This window comes from Pseudomonas tensinigenes (genome assembly GCF_014268445.2).
In the GTDB taxonomy this organism is placed as follows: Bacteria; Pseudomonadota; Gammaproteobacteria; order Pseudomonadales; family Pseudomonadaceae; genus Aquipseudomonas; species Aquipseudomonas tensinigenes.
The window spans coordinates 2,809,138-2,828,271 of record NZ_CP077089.1 but is presented as its reverse complement, the minus strand read 5'-3'; the positions used below and the strand labels follow the sequence as shown (position 1 = coordinate 2,828,271).

The following is a 19,134-nucleotide window of genomic DNA, read 5'->3' as shown; positions in this document are numbered from 1 at the left end:
GGGCAGTATACTGCGCAACGTTGGGCGCATTGTGCGGCCTCCTTTTTATAGTGCGCAAGGTCATGACGTCGCAGAACAGCTCCCCCACCCCCCTCCGTTTCTCCCGTTTCAGCAAAGCCGAGTGCGTGCTGGTGCTGATCACCATGATCTGGGGCGGCACCTTTTTGCTGGTGCAGCACGCGATGACCGTCAGCGGTCCGATGTTTTTTGTCGGCCTGCGTTTTGCCGCAGCGGCGTGCATTGTCGCGTTGTTCTCGTGGCGTCATCTGCGTGAATTGACCCTGTTCGAACTCAAGGCTGGCGCCTTTATTGGCGTGGCGATCATGCTCGGTTACGGCTTGCAGACGGTCGGTTTGCAAACGATCCCGAGCAGTCAATCGGCGTTCATCACCGCGTTGTATGTGCCGTTCGTGCCTTTGTTGCAATGGCTGGTGCTGGGTCGGCGGCCGGGGCTGATGCCGAGCATTGGCATCATGCTGGCGTTCACCGGGCTGATGTTGCTGTCGGGGCCGTCCGGGGCTGCGCTGAATTTCAGTCCGGGTGAAATTGCCACATTGATCAGCGCGATCGCCATCGCGGCCGAGATCATTCTGATCAGCACCTATGCCGGTCAGGTCGATGTGCGCCGAGTGACTGTTGTGCAACTGGCAACCACTTCCGTGCTGTCGTTCCTGCTAGTGGTGCCGACCGGGGAAATGATTCCGGATTTCTCCTGGACCTTGCTGGTGACCGCGTTGGGGTTGGGTGCGGCGAGTGCAGCGATTCAGGTGGCGATGAACTGGGCGCAGAAAAGTGTTTCGCCAACTCGGGCAACGCTGATCTATGCCGGTGAGCCGGTGTGGGCCGGGATTGTCGGGCGAATTGCCGGGGAACGGTTGCCGGCAATTGCGCTGGTGGGCGCCGGGTTGATTGTTGCGGCGGTGATTGTCAGTGAGTTGAAGACCAAGGGTAAGGCTGCCCCAGCAGACGTTGAGCTGGAGCGGGAAACTCAGGGCTAATCCGCAACATCTTCAGCGTCTGCCCCAACGCTTTCGCGAGCAGGCTCGCTCCCACATTTTGAAATACATTCCAATGTGGGAGCGAGCCTGCTCGCGAAAGGGCCATCTGCCACGACATCACTGCCCTGAAACAATGCCAAACAGAAAATTCCAGACTACTTTGTAGGATTCTGAGACATCCTGGCGTTTGGTGATCGGGGAGCTGGCACGTATGATGCTTCACAAACTTCCGCAGATTAGAAGCCTATGTCCCTGATAGTTCTACTGCTTCTGCCATTCATTGGCAGCTGTCTGGCAGCGGTGCTGCCTCACAACGCGCGTAATACCGAATCCCTGTTGGCAGGTCTGGTCGCTTTGATCGGCACCGTCCAGGTCGCGATGTTGTACCCGCAAATTGCCCACGGCGGTGTGATCCGTGAAGAGTTCATGTGGCTGCCCAGCCTCGGCCTGAACTTCGTTCTGCGCATGGACGGCTTCGCCTGGCTGTTCTCGATGTTGGTGCTGGGCATCGGCACGCTCGTTTCTCTCTATGCGCGTTATTACATGTCGCCGGACGATCCGGTGCCGCGCTTCTTCGCGTTTTTCCTGGCGTTCATGGGCGCCATGCTCGGTCTGGTGATCTCCGGCAATCTGATCCAGATTGTGTTTTTCTGGGAGCTGACCAGCCTCTTCTCGTTCCTGTTGATCGGCTATTGGCACCACCGCGCCGACGCCCGTCGCGGTGCGTACATGGCGTTGATGGTCACCGGTGCCGGCGGATTATGCCTGCTGGCGGGGGTCATGATTCTCGGCCATGTCGTCGGCAGCTATGACCTCGACAAGGTCCTGGCCGCCGGCGAAATGATTCGTGCACACGCCCTCTACCCTATTCTTTTACCCCTCATTCTTATTGGCGCACTCAGCAAAAGTGCGCAGTTTCCTTTTCACTTCTGGCTGCCCCATGCCATGGCGGCGCCGACACCGGTTTCTGCCTATCTGCACTCGGCGACCATGGTCAAGGCCGGGGTTTTCCTGCTCGCACGCCTGTGGCCGTCGCTGTCCGGCAGCGAAGAATGGTTCTACATCGTAAGTGGGGCCGGTGCGTGTACGCTGTTGCTCGGCGCGTACTGCGCGATGTTCCAGAACGATCTCAAAGGTCTGCTCGCTTACTCGACCATCAGCCACCTCGGCCTGATCACTTTGCTGCTGGGTCTGAACAGCCCTCTGGCGGCGGTGGCGGCGGTGTTCCATATTCTCAACCACGCGACCTTCAAAGCATCGCTGTTCATGGCCGCCGGCATCATCGACCACGAAAGCGGCACCCGCGATATCCGCAAACTCAGCGGCCTGATCAAACTGATTCCGTTCACGGCGACGCTGGCCATGGTTGCCAGCGCCTCGATGGCCGGGGTGCCGCTGCTTAACGGCTTCCTGTCGAAAGAAATGTTCTTCGCCGAAACCGTGTTCATCAACGCCACGGCGTGGGTCGAAGCGGCGCTGCCGATTGTTGCGACCATCGCCGGTACGTTCAGCGTTGCCTATTCCCTGCGTTTCACCGTCGATGTGTTCTTCGGTCCACCGGCCACCGATCTGCCCCACACCCCGCACGAACCGCCACGCTGGATGCGTGCGCCGGTAGAGCTGCTGGTGTTCACCTGCTTGCTGGTGGGGATTTTCCCGGCGCAGATCGTCGGCCCGTTGCTTGCCGCTGCTGCGTTGCCAGTGGTCGGCGGCACCTTGCCGGAATACAGCCTGGCGATCTGGCACGGCCTCAACGCACCGATGATCATGAGCCTGATCGCCATGTCCGGCGGCATCATCGTCTATCTGTTGCTGCGCAATCAGCTCAAGCGCGGTCGCTTCAAATACCCGCCACTGGTAGGCCGCTTCAACGGCAAGCGCCTGTTCGAGCGCAGTCTGGTAGTGATGATGCGCATGGCCCGACGTCTGGAACGGCGACTCGGCACCAAGCGTCTGCAGATGCAATTGTTCCTGATGGTGCTGGCGGCCGTGCTCGCCGGTCTGATCCCGATGCTGCACAGCACGCTGAGCTGGGGCGACCGGCCGAAGATTCCCGGCTCGATCGTATTTGTGACCCTGTGGCTGCTGGCGATTGCCTGTGCTCTTGGCGCCGCATGGCAGGCCAAGTACCACCGTCTCGCCGCTCTGACCATGGTCAGCGTCTGCGGCTTGATGACCTGCGTGACCTTCGTCTGGTTCTCCGCGCCCGACCTGGCGCTGACGCAACTAGCGGTCGAAGTGGTCACCACCGTGCTGATCCTGCTCGGTCTGCGCTGGCTGCCACGCCGCATCGAAGAAGTCTCGCCACTGCCAAGCAGCCTGCGCAAGGCGCGCATTCGCCGTCTGCGCGACTTGCTGCTGTCGATAGCCGTCGGCGGTGGCATGGCGCTGCTGTCCTACGCGATGCTAACGCGGCAGACGCCGAACGACATCTCCTCGTTCTACCTCAGCCGCGCCATGCCCGAAGGCGGCGGCAGCAACGTGGTCAACGTAATGCTGGTGGATTTCCGTGGCTTCGACACCCTCGGTGAAATCACTGTACTGGTCGCCGTGGCCCTGACCGTATTCGCCCTGCTCCGCCGTTTCCGCCCACCGAAAGAAAGCCTGCAACTGCCCGCCCAGCAACGCTTGCTGGCGCCGGACGTGGTCACCGATCTGGTCAACCCGCGTTCGGCCAGCGACACCGCGCTCGGCTTCATGATGGTGCCGGCCGTGCTGGTGCGCCTGCTGCTGCCGATTGCGCTGGTGGTGTCGTTCTACCTGTTCATGCGCGGGCACAATCAACCGGGCGGCGGTTTCGTCGCCGGTCTGGTGATGTCGGTGGCGTTCATCCTGCAATACATGGTCGCCGGTACGCAGTGGGTCGAAGCGCAAATGAGTCTGCGGCCGCTGCGCTGGATGGGCACCGGATTACTCTTCGCCACCGCCACCGGACTGGGGGCGATGGTCGTCGGTTATCCGTTCCTGACCACGCACACCTGGCATTTCAGCTTGCCAGTGCTGGGTGACATCCATGTCGCCAGCGCGCTGTTCTTCGACATTGGCGTGTATGGCGTGGTGGTCGGCTCGACGCTGCTGATCCTCACCGCCCTCGCCCACCAATCGGTGCGGGGTCACAAGACCGCATCGCTGCCCAAGTCCGTCGCCAGCAAAGGAGCCGTCTGATGGAAGAAGTCATCGCAATCGCCATCGGCGTGCTCGCCGCGTCCGGCGTCTGGTTGATCCTGCGGCCACGGACCTTCCAGGTGGTCATGGGCCTGTGTCTGCTGTCGTATGGCGTCAATCTGTTCATCTTCAGTATGGGCAGCCTGTTCATCGGCAAGGAGCCGGTGATCAAGGACGGCGTCACCCAGGATTTGCTGCACTACACCGATCCGCTGCCACAGGCACTGGTACTCACCGCGATCGTCATCAGCTTCGCCATGACCGCGTTGTTCCTCGTCGTTCTGCTCGCCTCGCGCGGCCTGACCGGCACCGACCACGTCGACGGCCGGGAGCCTAAAGAATGATGGCGATGACTCACCTGATCGCCGCACCGATTCTGCTGCCGCTGCTGACCGCCGCCATCATGCTGATGCTCGGCGAGCGGCACCGACCGCTGAAGGCGAAAATCAATCTGTTCTCCAGCCTCGTCGGCCTGTTCATTTCGGTGCTGTTGCTGCAATGGACGCAAACCACCGGCGTGCCCGGCTCCATTGGCGTGTACCTGCCGGGTAACTGGCAGGCACCGTTCGGCATTGTGCTGGTGGTCGATCGACTGTCGGCGCTGATGCTGGTGCTGACCGGGATCATCGGCGTCAGCGCCCTACTGTTTGCCATGGCCCGCTGGGACGGCGCCGGTTCGAGTTTCCACGCGCTGTTCCAGATTCAGTTGATGGGCCTGTACGGCGCGTTCCTGACCGCTGACCTGTTCAACCTGTTCGTGTTCTTCGAAGTGCTGCTGGCGGCTTCTTATGGCTTGTTGTTGCATGGGTCGGGTCGGGCACGGGTCTCATCGGGGCTGCATTACATCTCGATCAACCTGCTGGCCTCGTCGCTGTTTCTGATTGGCGCGGCACTGATTTACGGCGTCACCGGCACGCTGAACATGGCCGATCTGGCGCTGAAGATTCCGCTGGTGCCGGAAGCCGACCGTGGCTTGCTGCATGCCGGCGCCGGGATTCTCGCCGTCGCGTTCCTGGCCAAGGCCGGCATGTGGCCGCTGAACTTCTGGCTCGTGCCCGCCTACTCCTCGGCCAGTGCGCCGGTGGCGGCGATGTTCGCGATCATGACCAAGGTCGGCGTCTACACCTTGCTGCGCCTGTGGACCCTGCTGTTCTCAGGACAGGCGGGTGCGTCGGCATTCTTCGGCGGCGACTGGCTGATCTACGGCGGCATGGCGACCATGGCCTGCGCGGCGCTGGCGATTCTCGCCGCGCAACGCCTGGAGCGCATGGCCAGCCTGAGCATTCTGGTGTCGGCGGGGATCCTGCTGTCCGCCGTCGGTTTCGCCCAGCCGAACCTGATCGGCGCAGCGCTGTTCTATCTGGTCAGCTCGACGCTGGCGTTGAGTGCGCTGTTCCTGCTGGCCGAGCTGATCGAGCGCTCACGTTCGGCCAACGAGATCCCGCTGGAAGACGAAAGCGAACTGCTGCCGCGTCCGCAGGAGTCCCTGCAGCCACCCAAAGGCATCAACCTCGATGACGAGCAGAAAGCCGTGGTCGGTCAGGTCATCCCGTGGACCATGGCGTTTCTCGGCCTGAGCTTCATTGCTTGCGCGCTGCTGATCATCGGCATGCCGCCGCTCTCCGGGTTCATCGGCAAACTCAGTCTGATCGGCGCGCTGCTCAATCCGCTGGGCCTGGGCACTGGCGCGCCGATTTCCAACGCGGCCTGGGCGTTGCTGGCGCTGCTGATCCTCACCGGGCTGGCATCGCTGATGGCGTTCTCGCGTCTCGGCATCCAGCGCTTCTGGACCCCGGAAGAGCGCCCTTCGCCGCTGCTGCGCAAACTCGAATGCGCGCCGATCTTCCTGTTGCTGGGGCTGAGCATCGTCCTGACCTTCAAGGCTGAACCCCTGTTGCGTTACACCCAGGCCACCGCCGAGGCGTTGCACAACCCGCAGCAGTACGTGATGGCGGTGCTCGGCACCCGCGCGGTACCGAGTCCGGAAGCCAAATCGGCGATGCTGGAGGTGCAGCCATGAAGCGTGTGTTTCCTGCACCGTTGTTGTCGCTGGCACTGTGCGTCTTGTGGCTGACCCTGAACCTGTCAGTCAGCCCGGGCAATCTGTTGCTCGGCGCGATTCTGGGTTTTGCTGCACCGTTGATGATGCGCAAACTGCGCCCGAAAAAAGTGCGTATTCGCCGTCCGGGAACGATTCTGCGCCTGTTTCTGCTCGTGGGCCGTGACGTGGTGACGTCCAACCTGATCGTTGCGTGGGGCGTGCTCAATGCTGGTCGGCGCCCTCCGCGCTCGGGCTTTGTCAAAGTCCCGCTGGATTTGCGCGACGCCCACGGCCTGGCGACTCTGGCGATGATCTGCACGGTGGTGCCCGGCACGGTATGGTCGGAACTGTCGCTGGATCGCAGCATTCTGTTGTTGCACGTCTGGGATCTGGATGACGAAACGCAATTCATCGAGCACTTCAAGAGCACCTACGAGCGGCCGCTGATGGAGATTTTCGAATGAGCCCATTACTGTCGAACGCGATTCTGCTGACGCTGTTCCTGTTCTCGCTGGCCATGGTGCTGACCTTGGTGCGCCTGTTCAAAGGCCCGTCAGCGCAGGATCGGGTCCTGGCGCTGGATTACCTGTACATCGTCGCCATGCTGATGATGCTGACCCTAGGTATTCGTTATTCCAGTGACACTTACTTCGAAGCGGCGCTGCTGATTGCGCTGTTCGGCTTCGTCGGCTCGTTTGCCCTGGCGAAATTCCTGCTGCGTGGCGAGGTGATCGAATGAATGCTGAATTGTCGCTGTGGGTCGAAATTCCGGTGGCGGTCCTGCTGGTGCTCAGCGGTCTGTTTGCGTTGATCGGCGCGATCGGGTTATTGCGCATGAAGGATTACTTCCAGCGCATGCACCCGCCGGCACTGGCTTCGACGCTGGGGGCGTGGTGTGTGGCGTTGGCGTCGATCATCTGCTTTTCGGCGCTTAAGTCCGGGCCGGTGGTGCATGCCTGGCTGATTCCGATCCTGCTCGCAATCACCGTGCCGGTGACTACTTTGCTGCTGGCGCGGGCGGCGTTGTTCCGCAAGCGCATGGCCGGGGATGATGTGCCGGCTGAGGTCAGTAGCCGGCGGACTGAAAGCGGCAGTTAGTCCAGAGTTTTCCGTGTCTGGACTGGCTTCTTCGCGAGCAGGCTCGCTCCCACAGGGTTTTGGGTGAAATAACACATCTGTGAACACCCAAAATCACTGTGGGAGCGAGCCTGCTCGCGAAGGGGCCAGCCAAGTCATCGCAGATTTCAGATCTGCTTCAAACCCAAGCCACCGCCAACAACCCCGCCCCCAACACCGCACACAAAGGCGAATACACCCAGGTGTCGAGTCGCGCAAACCGCGAATCCGTCACTTCCTTGAAAAACCCGACCAGATTCGAATCACCAATCGCCCGGGCAAACATCAACAGCGCAATCGCGCTGATCACCCATTGCAGCGCCTTGTGCGTCACCGCCGGCATGCCCCAGCCAACCCGCATGCACACCAACACAGCAATCACCAGCAATGCCGCTGCCACAATCAACGTGAGCCAGCCCGAAGGCTTGAACGCCGGCCGCACCGTTGCGACAAAACCGCGCACCGGCACCTGCGGCACCACCACCGCTGCCGCCCACTGCCCACCCAACGCCCAATACACGTGCATCAAGGCGATCACCGCAAACGTTGTCACCAGCCATTGAGCCAACACAAAGGTCATGGTTGAAATCCTTGGAAAGGGATTTGAACAAATCATCCTAGTCGGATTTTTTTCAAGTGCACGACCGATCAGCGGTACGGTAAAGTGCCGCCCCATGAAATTCTCCCGTTCCGATCGCTCACTGCTGGCCTGGATGCTTTATTGCTGCGTCCTGTTCAACGTGTTCGCCTGCAGCATCGGTCACGGACAAATGGTCGGCATGCAGCTCAACGGCATCGGCGGCCAGTTCTGTACAGTCGACCCGGCCACTCAAGCGCCGCTCGCCAGCAATTCCACTGAAGAACAACTGCCGACCCTGTCCAAGGCATTCGGCTGCCCGCTGTGCTCGGTCGGCGGCGGCATGGGCCCAGCGTTCAACTCCAGCCTCACGCTGGCGATCCTGCCCGAACAGCACAGTCCGCCGCTCGCGCCCATCGTCAGCGCCGACCTCCCTACCCGCTTCACCTGGCCTTCGGCCAACCCTCGCGCCCCGCCGCTCGCCTGAATGTCCCTGCCTTTTTGATTTGTCAGCCCACTGCGCCAACGCGCGGCGTTCGCCTGTGCGCTGACTCCTAGACAAGCATTCAGGATTCAATGATGAAACAACTCACTTTGCTGGCGAGCCTGTGCGGCTGCCTGTCCGTCAACGTCTGGGCGCAATCCACCGTGGATCTCGCGCCGATCACCATCGACGGCGAGTCCGGCGCGGAACCGGGCCTGAGCCTCGACCAATCCAGCGGCATGGCCTCGCGCCTGGGTCTGAGCGTGCGTGACACGCCGGCGTCGGTAGCCATCGCCAATCGCAACGACATCGAACGTCACGGCGCACAGAACTTCCAGGACGCCGCCAACACCTTGCCCGGGGTCAACGCCAGCGCACCGCCGGGGTTCGGCGGTTTCGTTTCCTATCGTGGCTTCACCAGCAGCCAGATTACCCAGATGTTCAACGGCATCAACGTTTCCGGCGGCCTCGCGCGGCCAGTTGATTCGTGGATATACGACCGAGTGGAATTGGTCGGCGGCCCGTCATCGCTGATCAATGGTGCGGGCTCCGTCGGCGGCTCGCTGAACTACGTGACCAAACTCGCCACCCGCGACGAACAAGCTGTTGAAGGCCGGGTCAGCTACGGCACGTACGACACCACCGAAACCGCGTTCGGCCTCAACCATGCTCTGACCGATCCCAGCGCCGACATGCAGCACTACGCGCGACTCGACGTCAGCCACAACACCAGCAACGGCTACATCGACCGCCAGGAGCGCGATGCCTGGAGCGTGGCGTTCTCGCTGCTCAGCGACCTGACGCCCGATCTGTCGCACACGTTGGCACTGGAATATCAGGACGAACACGAAGACAGTCCGTACTGGGGCACGCCCGTGCTCAACCCCAAGGCCGGCGAGCTGAAGATCGATAAACACAACCGCTTCAACAACTACAACGTCGAGGACGGTCGTTACGAACAGCGAACGATCTGGGTCCGTTCGATCATCGACTATCGGATCAACGACAGCACCACCCTGCGCAACACGCTGTATCACCTCGACAGCCAGCGCGATTACCGCAATCTCGAATCCTACCAGTACAACGCCGACAACACCGCGGTGAATCGCTCCACCGCGTATCAAGTACGCCATCAGGGCGAGCAGAACGGCAACCAGTTCGAACTGCGCCATGACAACACGCTGTTCGGTCTGGATACGACGTGGTCGGGTGACTTTGAATACAAGGTCAACCAGACCACCAACTCGCCGCTGAACATCAAAGGTCCGAGCACGGTGGACCCGAACAACTACCGTCCGGGGCATTTCTACGACATTCCCGGCACCAACCCGAAATTGATCAGCGACAAAACCAACGAGGTCACCACCAAGGCACTGTTCGTGGAAAACCGTTTGGCGTTGACCGACAAACTGTCGCTGCTCACCGGTCTGCGCTATGACGACATTGACCTCGACGTGACCAACCATCGCACCGTGACCGCCGCCAACCCCAAGCATCTCAAGCGCAGTTGGGAGCCGGTCACTGGCCGTGCCGGTTTGACCTACCAGTTCATTCCCTCGGCCAACGTCTACGTGCAATACAGCACCGCCGCCGAACAACCGAATGGCACGCAGAATTTCGACGTCTCGACCGGCAAGCAGTGGGAGATTGGCAGCAAATTTGATTATCTGTACGGGCGTGGCTCGGCAACGATTGCCGCCTACACCATTGAGCGAAAGGACTTCGCCGTGACTGATCCGCTGGATCCGGCCGGCAGTATTCCGGTCGGTCAACAGACGTCGAAAGGGCTGGATATCGCCAGTTCGTTGCGCATCACTGACAAGTTGCTAGCCGAAGGCAACTTCGCCTGGGTCGACGCGCAGTACGATGATTTCACCGAAAAGAATGCCGCCGGTGTGGTGGTTTCACGCAAGGGCAATACGCCGACCAATGTGCCGGATCGGGTCGGTAATCTGTGGCTGACTTATGACTTTTCGCCGCAATGGCAAGGTGGGGTTGATGCGCGGTATGTGGCGTCGGTGTATGCGGACACGGCCAACACCATGACGGTGCCGTCGTACACCTTGTTCGGCAGCTTCCTCAGCTACAAGGTTGATTCGCACACCACCGTGACCGGGCGCGTGCGTAATCTGACCAATGAGGTGTATGCCGAGTTTGCGCATGTTTCGCCGGCCTATTACCTCGGAACACCGCGTACCTTTGAATTGGCGGTGCAAACGAAGTTTTAAAAGCATCGCGAGCAGGCTCACTCCTACAGGGGGGACGCATTCCAAATGTAGGAGTGAGCCTGCTCGCGATGAGGCCATCAGCCTCAACCCTTTATTTCAGATCAGCCGAAACCTTCTCCGCCACATCCTTCGGCAACCAGGCCTGCCACACATCCGGGTGGGCCTTCATGAACGCCACCGCCGCATCACGCGGCGCCGTGTGCTTCTCGCTCATCTCGGCCAACGCCTTGTTCAACGGTTCGATGGGAAAATCCACTTTGCTGAAAAACTCGGCAATCTGCGGATACTGCTTTTGAAACGGCGTAGACACACCAATCGACAGCTTCGACGCCAGCGACCGGGTCGGTTTCGGATTGGGATTATCGGCATCGGTCAGCGTCTTCCACGCTTCGGCGTCAAACGGCGGCTCTTCCAGTTGCACCAATTTGAATTTGCCCAGCAGCGGCGTCGGCGACCAGTAGTAAAACAGCACCGGCTTACCGCGACGAATCGAAGAACTGATCTCGGCGTCCAGCGCCGCACCCGAACCACTGCGGAAATTGGTGTAATCGTCCTGCAGACCATAAGCCGTCAACTTCTGCTTGTTGACCACTTCCGACGTCCAGCCGATCGGGCTGTTGAGGAAGCGCCCCTTGCTCGGGGCTTCAGGATCCTTGAACACGTCCTTGTATTTTTTCAGATCACTGACGCTGCGCAGGTCCGGCGCCAGCGGCTTGATGCCTTTGGCCGGGTCGCCCTTGATCACATACTCCGGCACCCACCAGCCCTCGGTAGCGCCCTTGACCGTATCGCCCAGGCTGACGACCTTTCCTTCGGCCTCGGCCTTGACCCATACCGGACTGCGCCCGGCCCACTCTTCGCCAATGACCTGAATGTCATTGTTGGCCAGTGCGGTTTCCAGCGTGATGGTGGTGCCAGGCAAGGTGTCGGTCGGTAAGCCGTAACCCTTCTCGACGATGATCCGCAACACATCGGTAATCAGGCTGCCGCTTTCCCAGTTCAGGTCGGCAAAGTGGATCGGTGCCTGAGCGGCCATCACCGATGGCGCTGATGTCAGCAAACCGAACGTGGCCACGCTGGCGGCCAATAACCGTCGAAATCCGTTCATGCATTGCACCTCGTGCTGTTCTCAGCAATGGCAGGTTGGCCTGACAGAAGACCACAAGCCTCTGAATACTCAGTCAACTGACTGTAGCCGAGGTTCCTGCTTTTTCCGGGCCGCGCTCCGGACGAGGTTATGAATCAGACTTTTCCTGCAGGCTTTGCAGCTCGCGTCTGACCATGCTGGCGTATTCCGCAGGACGCAGTGCGTAGATCTGCGCAGCCAGCCAATTCAGCCAGGCGCCTTGCAGTTCGGCCTTGGCGGCGAATAAACGCCGAGCCTCCTTGCGTGCAGTGTCGAGGTTCTGCGCATGGAAATCCGCGCGGCTCACTCGCTGGCCTTGAAGGTCACCAGTTCACCCTTGCGCCACTTGGCGGCTTTGGCGGTGACGGCTTTCAGCGTTTTGGTCAGGCCTTCCTGCAATTGCTGATGGGCGGCGAACACGGTCACCACGCTGTGGCCTTCCTTGAACAGGATCGCGTGCCCGTCGGCGGTGTCGACAAAGGCGTAATCGCCCAGTCCATAGACCGTCAGTTTGATTTCGCGGAAACGGATATCCATCTTGCCACCTTCACGGCTGGGCAAGACCGATGCACTGAAATGGTCGCCGACCTTGAGCTTGAGCCCTGGTTTGTCATCGACCACCAATGCGCTTTCGGTGTCGATCTCGGCCACGTAAATGCCTTCGGCGTTTTGCTCGGTGATGTAAACAAAACGCGACTGAAACAGCTTGACCAGCTTTGCACGCAAATCACCCAACACGAACAAAGCATGCATATCGAGATTACTGACTGCCAAAGAAACATCCCCACATCTGAAAAAACCGCACGCGGAAAACGCGCACGGCAAATAAACGGCCAGGCCGATGTCACTGCAAATAAATCAATAAAGCCCGAATCGAGCAGAGTGCTCATTCAACGCGAGGTTGCCAAGACTACTGGATTGTCACTCGCGAAACTCATCCCGATGTCGCCAAAGCTTGAAGGAAAAATCTTCGTTAGCGGCGAGAGCAGTCTGACTACGAACTTTAGGGAAAATTCTCACGAAAAAAAGCACTTTTCCGACATATCGCAAGCGAAAAATTGCTTTAGATAAGCCCTGTCGTCAACAGGTACTGGCGATTCTAGAGCAGCGATGCTCATTACGACTACCCGCAACGGCCTTTAAATCCCGGCCGACTGATGAAAAGGACTTCATATGTGCACTCTGACTCACTTTGCCATGACTGCTGACGACCGGATCAAATCACCACTGATACTGAGTGCCACTGACTTCAACGACCATTGCCCACGTTTTCAGGTCGTGCCCGCCGGCAACGCGTTCTTTCACATAAAGGAAACATCGACCGGACGCGTAAGAGGTTTCCGCGAAGATCACAACGAAGCCTGCGCCCTTGCCCGCTCACTTGAGTCAAAGATCGAACTCCTGGCGAACGGCTGCCTCAGATAAAGAGAGCGATCGAACGCGCCATACCGGCGCCCACCGAAGGAGTACACGATGGAACTGCCAGCATACGATCTGAAAACCCTGTTCGATCAACTGGGACTGCCTTCAGAAGGTAACGCAATCGACGATTTCATCGAGGCGCATCCGCTGGCCCCCGAGACCAAACTGATCGACGCCGACTTCTGGTCACCTCAACAGGCGCAATTGCTCAAGGAATGGTTAAGGGCCGACGGTGAAGAAGCGGTAATGGTCGATGAACTGAATGTACGCCTGCACCGCGGCAAGTAGTCCTGATCAGTGCAGGCTGTCACTCGGTTCGGCATGCAATTGTGCAAGCCACGCGGCCTTGCACTCCTCGGCCTCGTCGCGACTGGCAAACGCCGTGCCGCGACGCTCGCCATTGAGCAACACCACCCAGCAGACGCTCCGACCCATTGCGCGCAATCCGGCAGGCACGCCACTGCCGATCATCACGGCGACATCAACTCTGCACTGCATGCAGCCCTCCCGAAATCATTAGCTACCTAACTAAGCGGGCAGGTTAATGGTTTCTTGCGCGCGGAAACAGCAAGCTCCGTGCACAGATTCATTGCACCGGGGGTAACAATCCCTCAGCGCGGACTTTCCGGCTTATAGCCCAGACGCAAACCACCCCAGTGCCGGCCCTTGATCATGATCGGAACCGACAGGTCATGCATCAGCTCACCGGTGTCGCGGGTGTAGGTCTGCAATAACACCGGTTGCTGATGGCTGCCGCAGCGAATACCGGTGCGATCAGCAAATTTGCGCTTTGTGCGATTGTTGACCGCATCGACCTGCGCATCGCCGGTCAATGGCTGACTAAACGCCTGATTATGGGTCGGCACATAACCCTGCTGCGTACAGGCAATGGCGAACACCAACCCCTCGTGACGCGGCAACAAGGGCTCCTGAATCGCCGGCAGCACCTGATCGGTGTAACGGTCGAAACGGGTTTGAAACTTCGCCGGTTGCGTATTCGGGATCGGCTGATACTGGCGGTCGAACAAGTCCTCAAGACTAATCCGCCCCTGCTCGACATCCGCCTCGAACCGCGCAGCAATCTGGCTCGCGCCTTCGCGGGCCAGATCGTAGATGCGCTGGTGATAGTCATCCAGACCGACTTCAGCCAGACGCTCGCTGATGGTTTCCGCCTGCCCTTCCATCTGCACCGCTGCTTCGGCGAGGCGGCGAGTCTGTTGATCGCTGATCGCCAGGTCGCTGCGCATCTGCTCGATAGCCTTGAACAGGCTATCGAGTTGTTCACGATTGGTTTCCGCGCCCTGAGCAATTTCACCGACCTGACTTTCCACCCCAGCAGCCAGTCGCGCGATGTTCTCCAGATGCTGGCCGGTGTGCTCGACCTGCTCGACACCGGTCTGCAGATCACTCGACAACTCGCGAATCTGCTCCACCACCTGCGCCGTGCGTTGCTGAATGTCAGCGACCATCTCACCCACTTCACCGGTCGCTGACGCCGTGCGCGCCGCCAACCCGCGAACTTCGTCCGCCACCACGGCAAAACCGCGACCATGCTCACCGGCTCGCGCCGCTTCGATTGCCGCGTTCAACGCGAGCAGATTGGTCTGGCTGGCAATCGACTGAATCACCAGGGTCACACGCTGAATATCATCGCTGCGCAGACTCAAGGCTTCGATCAATTCACGGCTGGCATTGGCACGCTGACTGAGCTGATGCATGCGCGAGATCGAATCCAGCAGTTCCGTGCGCCCCGCCGCGCTGCTGTGATGCGCCTGACTCGCTGCTTCAAGTGCGGCGCGGCTAAGCTGCGAAGTCGCATGTTCGGTCGCGATCATCACCTCGGCATTGCTGACGATTTGCGCCGCCGCATACAGTTGCGATTCGAGTTTGCTCGCCAGTTCCTTGACCGAAAACGCCACACCGGCTGCCGACAACGCGTTATGACTGGTGGTGTAGGAAAGGTCGCGGGTCAGGTCGGACATTGCGCTGCCGGTATCGGCAGGCTGGGCATCGGGGATAGCGCGGGAGCGCAGGCGCGGCAGCCAGACAATCAGCACCGCCAGTGGCATGCCAATGTACAGCGACCATCCACCCAGCGTCATGCCGGCCAGCAACAGCATCAGGGCGATGCTTTGCAGGGTCGGAGCGATCCAGCGGTTTTTCGGCAAAAGCACTGGTGCAGGCAGAGCCCCAACCAGAGATCCATCTCTCGTCATATCAACACCCCACGCTTGTTCTCATTATTGTGACTGCATTAAACGCCACTACAACGCCATTATCCATGGTCCGTTAGTCGTGGGGTCTGTGGCAGGTCAATGGAATCGCGCGGAAATATTGCGGACGATAAAAAGCTTCGCGGGCAAGCCCGGCTCCCACAGGTTCGGTGTTGAACCTTGTGGGACGGACTTGCCCGCGATCACAGCGCCGGAAAAATCAGGCCTGACGCTGGTGCTTGTCGATCTGCTCGTGACGCTCTTGAGCTTCGATGCAGTACTTGGTGGTCGGGCTGATCAGCAGGCGTTTCAGGCCAATGGCCTCGCCGCTGTCATCGCACCAGCCAAAACTGTCTTCCTTGATGCGCTCAAGGGCTTGTTCCAGTTGCGGCAGCATGCGCTGGTCGCGATCGATCGCGTTCACCAGCCAAGTGCGCTCTTCTTCAACCGAAGCCGCGTCCGCCGGGTCAGCCGGGGTGTCCAGGCTTTCGATGGCGATACGATTTTGCTCAATGCGCTCGTGGGTTTCGACTTTCATGTTCTGCAACAGCTCAGTGAAGAAAGCGTGCTGCTCGGAATTCATGTAGTCATCTGCCGGCATGGCCAGCAACTTGTCCTTTGTCATTGATATCTCTATAAAAAAACGTGCATTAAGGCGAATTAGGGAGCGTTTCGGCGAACCGCGTGCGGTCGGCGAAAAGGCATCGTTTATTGCAAATGCCACCCGGCACTCAATTTACGAGGGGCGGCAGTCTAAGGCCCGAATGAGGCCTCAGCAACTGTAAATACAGGGAATTTGTCCGACAACGTTCGGAAACTGCTCTGACACAGCGCTCACACGGCCATCGGAGTGCGTTTATAGCAAGAAATTCAGTCGAGCGGCTGTATATAGAAGACAAACGGCTAACCACGCAGCGCCCAGACGTAATTTTTTACCACGCACTGCATCGTTTCAGCAAAGCAGAACCGCAAAAGCCCCCCTACTATCAGGCCCACCGTGAGATCAAACAGCCTGAAGGATGACCTATGCCCCGCCCCGATCTGCCGGCCACCGACGAGGTTTCACTCGCCAGCCCCCCGATCAATGCCGAGCGCCTGCTGCAACTGATCACCGACGAATACGACGCCCTGCCGCGCCAGCTCAAACGCATCGCCAGCTACATCAGCCAACAGAGCGATCGGATCATGGTCGACCGCATCAGCGACATCGCCCGCGAGTGCGAAGTCCACCCGTCCGCCATCGTGCGCTTCTCGCAACGCTTCGGTTTCAGCGGCTTCAGCGAAATGCAGGCGCTGTTCCGCAGCGCCTACACGCACAAAGCCTCGCCGGTGCAAAACTACCAGCAACGCATCCGCAACATGATCGCCAACCAGTCGCAGCAAGCGAGCGCTGGCGACCTCGCCCGCGAATGCATCGACGCCACCCGCTCCGGCATCGAACGCCTGGGCCGCGAACTCGACGACGCCGCGTTCGAAAAAGCCGTCGACCTGATCGTCAACGCCGACAACATTTATGTCGTCGGCGTACGCCGCTCCTTCGCGGTCGCCGACTACCTCGTTTACAACTTGCAACACACTCAGAAACGAATTCATCTGGTGTCCGGGCTCGGCGGCAGCTATCGCGAGCAAATGCGCAGCGTGCGCGCCAACGATCTGGTCATCGCCATCAGCTTCGTACCCTACGCCAAGGAAACCCAACACTGCCTGCGCTTCGCCCGCCAGCAACAGGCCAACACCCTGATCCTTACCGACAGCCAACTCTCACCACTGGCGAAACTCGCCAACAGCGTATTGCTGGTCAACGAAGGCAGCGCCCTCGCCTTTCGTTCGCTGAGTGCGACGCTGTGTTTGTGCCAGGCGTTGTTTGTGGCGGTGGCGTATCGGCTGGAACTGAATGTCGATGAGATTCACGAACAACCCGGCTTTGACGACTGACAATTGCCTCAACGTCGGCTAGGTTATGCCTTCCCACCGGTTTGACTTGAAGGAACGCGTCATGAAACTGATCGGCATGCTGGACTCCCCTTACGTGCGCCGCGTGGCGATCTCCGCCAAACGCCTTGGCATCGACCTCGAACACGAGTCGGTCTCGGTGTTCCGCCACTTCGAGCAATTCCAGCAGATCAACCCGGTGGTCAAAGCCCCCACGCTGATCCTCGACGACGGCGTGGTCCTGATGGACTCGACCCTCATCCTCGACTACCTCGAAGCCAGCTCCGGCAAAAGCCTGCTGCCAACCGACCTGAAACAACGCGCCCAAGCCCTGCGTCTGATCGGCCTCAGCCTCGCCGCCTGCGAAAAAGCCGTGCAGCTTTATTACGAACGCAACCTGCGCCCGGCCGACATTCAATACCAGCCGTGGGTCGAACGCGTCGAAGGCCAACTCGCCGCCGCCTTCACCGCCCTCGAGCAAGAACTGGAAAAAACCGGCCTGCCCACCGACGGCACCCTCACCCAGGCCGGCATCAGCCTCGCCGTCGCCTGGAGCTTCACCGACCTCGTCGTCCCCGACCAGATCGACACCCGCCGCTACCCCCACATCGCCCAATACACCGCCTACGCCGAAACCCTAGAAGCGTTCGTCAGCACCCCGATGACCTGACCATGAGCACCACCGAAACCGCCGCCCCGGCGTTAAAGGAAATCTTCAACGCCGAGCGCTTGCAGCACATCGCCCGAGAAATGAGCGCCGTGTACCCGGCGTTCAAGGCCAAAGCGTTTCTCAAACATGCCCAGGACGGACTCGTTGAACTATCAGTGATGCAACGCATGGCACGTGTCAGCGAAAGCCTGCACGCCGTATTGCCGCTGGATTACCAAGAATCCCTAGAAGTGCTTTTCGAACTCGCACCAAGGCTGAACAGCGGATTCGTCAGCATGTGTTTGCCGCATTACGTCGCGAGCTATGGCGGGCATGCGTTCGACACCTCCATGGACGCCCTGAAATACTTCACCACCTTCGGCTCCTCCGAATTCGCCATCCGCCACTTTCTGCGCAGCGACCTAGAGCGCTCGCTGGAATTGATGCACGACTGGACCCGAGACGAAAACCACCACGTTCGACGCCTCGCCAGCGAAGGCAGCCGCCCTCGCCTGCCTTGGTCGTTTCGGTTGGAAGCGGTTCAGGCGGATCCGCAGTTGGCCGCCGGGATACTCGATCGGTTGAAGGCGGATGAGAGTTTGTACGTGCGCAAGTCCGTGGCGAATCATTTGAATGATGTGACGAAGGTGCATCCGGAGTGGGTGTTGGACACGATCGAAGGTTGGTCGTTGGAGAACAAGCACACGGCGTGGATTGCGAAGCATGCGTTGCGGAGTTTGATTAAGCAGGGGGATTTAAGGGCGCTGACGGTGATTGGTGCGGGGGCGAAGGCTGAGGTTGAGTTGTTGGATGTGCGGGTTGAGCCGGCGGTGGTCAGGTTGGGGGAAGCGATTACGTTGTCGTTTGTGGTGAAGTCGACGGTGGCGCATGAGCAGCGGTTGGTGATTGATTATGCGATTGACTATGTGAAGGCGAATGGCGGGGTTTCGGGGAAGGTTTTTAAGTTGAAGACGGTTGTTTTGGAGGGGTTTGAGAGTGTGGTTGTGGGGAGGCGGCAGGTGATTAAGGATTTTACGACGCGGAAGCATCATAGTGGACGGCAGGCGATTCAAGTGATGGTGAATGGTGCTTTGCTGGGCAGAACCGCGTTCAATATCATTGTTTGGTGAGTTTAAGCAACTAACTATTGGCCTCGCAAAACCTGCGTAGAGTTAAATTGGCT

Annotated in this window: 22 protein-coding genes; 15 read left to right on the top strand and 7 right to left on the bottom strand. The window is 59.6% G+C overall.

Translation table 11 applies throughout. The annotated features are described in order from the left end of the window. Positions 1-62 precede the first annotated feature (62 nt). From HU718_RS12520 to HU718_RS12490, 7 genes are all read left to right on the top strand, one after another. Positions 63-998, top strand: coding sequence for a DMT family transporter (locus tag HU718_RS12520; protein WP_186614330.1), 936 nt, complete (start codon positions 63-65; stop codon positions 996-998). 246 nt (positions 999-1,244) lie between these two features. Beyond that, a complete protein-coding gene (locus tag HU718_RS12515) occupies positions 1,245-4,163 on the top strand; it encodes a monovalent cation/H+ antiporter subunit A (RefSeq protein WP_186614328.1) in 2,919 nt (972 codons plus the stop codon). Then, a complete protein-coding gene (locus HU718_RS12510; RefSeq protein WP_007910763.1) occupies positions 4,163-4,507 on the top strand; it encodes a Na+/H+ antiporter subunit C in 345 nt (114 codons plus the stop codon). The genes HU718_RS12515 and HU718_RS12510 overlap by 1 nt, the downstream gene beginning before the upstream one ends. Beyond that, complete coding sequence (locus HU718_RS12505; protein WP_110720445.1) at positions 4,504-6,183, top strand: monovalent cation/H+ antiporter subunit D; 1,680 nt, start codon at positions 4,504-4,506, stop codon at positions 6,181-6,183. The genes HU718_RS12510 and HU718_RS12505 overlap by 4 nt, the downstream gene beginning before the upstream one ends. Next, positions 6,180-6,668, top strand: a complete 489-nt coding sequence (locus HU718_RS12500; protein WP_186614326.1) for a Na+/H+ antiporter subunit E — start codon at positions 6,180-6,182, stop codon at positions 6,666-6,668. The genes HU718_RS12505 and HU718_RS12500 overlap by 4 nt, the downstream gene beginning before the upstream one ends. Beyond that, complete coding sequence (locus tag HU718_RS12495; RefSeq protein ID WP_007910754.1) at positions 6,665-6,943, top strand: K+/H+ antiporter subunit F; 279 nt, start codon at positions 6,665-6,667, stop codon at positions 6,941-6,943. The genes HU718_RS12500 and HU718_RS12495 overlap by 4 nt, the downstream gene beginning before the upstream one ends. Further along, complete coding sequence (locus tag HU718_RS12490; RefSeq protein WP_186614324.1) at positions 6,940-7,302, top strand: Na+/H+ antiporter subunit G; 363 nt, start codon at positions 6,940-6,942, stop codon at positions 7,300-7,302. The genes HU718_RS12495 and HU718_RS12490 overlap by 4 nt, the downstream gene beginning before the upstream one ends. Positions 7,303-7,459: 157 nt before the next feature. Here the strand turns inward: HU718_RS12490 and HU718_RS12485 are convergent, their stop codons facing one another. After that, positions 7,460-7,900, bottom strand: a complete 441-nt coding sequence (locus tag HU718_RS12485; RefSeq protein WP_186614322.1) for a DUF3995 domain-containing protein — start codon at positions 7,898-7,900, stop codon at positions 7,460-7,462. Between the two features lie 94 nt (positions 7,901-7,994). Here HU718_RS12485 and HU718_RS12480 point away from each other — a divergent pair, with 94 nt between their 5' ends. Both HU718_RS12480 and HU718_RS12475 read left to right on the top strand, forming a co-directional pair. Beyond that, positions 7,995-8,384: a DUF2946 domain-containing protein gene (locus HU718_RS12480; RefSeq protein ID WP_186614320.1), complete on the top strand. Its 390-nt coding sequence runs from the start codon at positions 7,995-7,997 to the stop codon at positions 8,382-8,384. 92 nt (positions 8,385-8,476) lie between these two features. Then, positions 8,477-10,609 (top strand): TonB-dependent receptor, encoded by a 2,133-nt coding sequence (locus HU718_RS12475; protein ID WP_186614318.1) that lies wholly within the window; start codon positions 8,477-8,479, stop codon positions 10,607-10,609. Between the two features lie 91 nt (positions 10,610-10,700). Here HU718_RS12475 and HU718_RS12470 read toward each other — a convergent pair whose 3' ends face one another. The 3 genes from HU718_RS12470 to HU718_RS12460 form a co-directional block, all read right to left on the bottom strand. Beyond that, the gene (locus tag HU718_RS12470; RefSeq protein ID WP_186614316.1) at positions 10,701-11,717 is read right to left on the bottom strand and encodes an ABC transporter substrate-binding protein; all 1,017 of its coding nucleotides are present in this window, start codon (positions 11,715-11,717) and stop codon (positions 10,701-10,703) included. A 127-nt stretch (positions 11,718-11,844) separates the two neighbouring features. Beyond that, positions 11,845-12,042 (bottom strand): hypothetical protein, encoded by a 198-nt coding sequence (locus HU718_RS12465; protein WP_186614314.1) that lies wholly within the window; start codon positions 12,040-12,042, stop codon positions 11,845-11,847. Beyond that, on the bottom strand, positions 12,039-12,488 hold the full coding sequence (locus HU718_RS12460) for a hypothetical protein (protein ID WP_175554633.1): 450 nt from the start codon (positions 12,486-12,488) through the stop codon (positions 12,039-12,041). The genes HU718_RS12465 and HU718_RS12460 overlap by 4 nt, the downstream gene beginning before the upstream one ends. Here HU718_RS12460 and HU718_RS12455 point away from each other — a divergent pair. The 3 genes from HU718_RS12455 to HU718_RS12445 all read left to right on the top strand — a co-directional run bounded on the left by HU718_RS12455 (position 12,483) and on the right by HU718_RS12445 (position 13,445). Continuing rightward, positions 12,483-12,806 (top strand): hypothetical protein, encoded by a 324-nt coding sequence (locus tag HU718_RS12455; RefSeq protein WP_175554634.1) that lies wholly within the window; start codon positions 12,483-12,485, stop codon positions 12,804-12,806. The genes HU718_RS12460 and HU718_RS12455 overlap by 6 nt on opposite strands. A gap of 102 nt (positions 12,807-12,908) precedes the next feature. Then, positions 12,909-13,160: a hypothetical protein gene (locus HU718_RS12450; RefSeq protein ID WP_016982992.1), complete on the top strand. Its 252-nt coding sequence runs from the start codon at positions 12,909-12,911 to the stop codon at positions 13,158-13,160. A gap of 48 nt (positions 13,161-13,208) precedes the next feature. After that, positions 13,209-13,445 (top strand): DUF2789 family protein, encoded by a 237-nt coding sequence (locus HU718_RS12445; RefSeq protein WP_016982991.1) that lies wholly within the window; start codon positions 13,209-13,211, stop codon positions 13,443-13,445. A gap of 6 nt (positions 13,446-13,451) precedes the next feature. Here HU718_RS12445 and HU718_RS12440 read toward each other — a convergent pair whose 3' ends face one another. From HU718_RS12440 to HU718_RS12430, 3 genes are all read right to left on the bottom strand, one after another. Then, positions 13,452-13,655, bottom strand: coding sequence for a hypothetical protein (locus HU718_RS12440; protein WP_122600076.1), 204 nt, complete (start codon positions 13,653-13,655; stop codon positions 13,452-13,454). 113 nt (positions 13,656-13,768) lie between these two features. After that, positions 13,769-14,992, bottom strand: a complete 1,224-nt coding sequence (locus HU718_RS12435; RefSeq protein WP_437180879.1) for a methyl-accepting chemotaxis protein — start codon at positions 14,990-14,992, stop codon at positions 13,769-13,771. Between the two features lie 598 nt (positions 14,993-15,590). Continuing rightward, a complete protein-coding gene (locus HU718_RS12430; protein WP_008084239.1) occupies positions 15,591-15,995 on the bottom strand; it encodes a TraR/DksA family transcriptional regulator in 405 nt (134 codons plus the stop codon). Between the two features lie 401 nt (positions 15,996-16,396). Between HU718_RS12430 and HU718_RS12425 the strand changes: the two genes are divergently transcribed. The 3 genes from HU718_RS12425 to HU718_RS12415 all read left to right on the top strand — a co-directional run bounded on the left by HU718_RS12425 (position 16,397) and on the right by HU718_RS12415 (position 19,081). Continuing rightward, the gene (locus tag HU718_RS12425; protein ID WP_186614310.1) at positions 16,397-17,305 is read left to right on the top strand and encodes a MurR/RpiR family transcriptional regulator; all 909 of its coding nucleotides are present in this window, start codon (positions 16,397-16,399) and stop codon (positions 17,303-17,305) included. 61 nt (positions 17,306-17,366) lie between these two features. Beyond that, the gene (locus tag HU718_RS12420) at positions 17,367-17,972 is read left to right on the top strand and encodes a glutathione S-transferase (RefSeq protein ID WP_110720452.1); all 606 of its coding nucleotides are present in this window, start codon (positions 17,367-17,369) and stop codon (positions 17,970-17,972) included. 2 nt (positions 17,973-17,974) lie between these two features. Continuing rightward, on the top strand, positions 17,975-19,081 hold the full coding sequence (locus tag HU718_RS12415) for a DNA alkylation repair protein (RefSeq protein ID WP_186614308.1): 1,107 nt from the start codon (positions 17,975-17,977) through the stop codon (positions 19,079-19,081). Positions 19,082-19,134 lie beyond the last annotated feature (53 nt).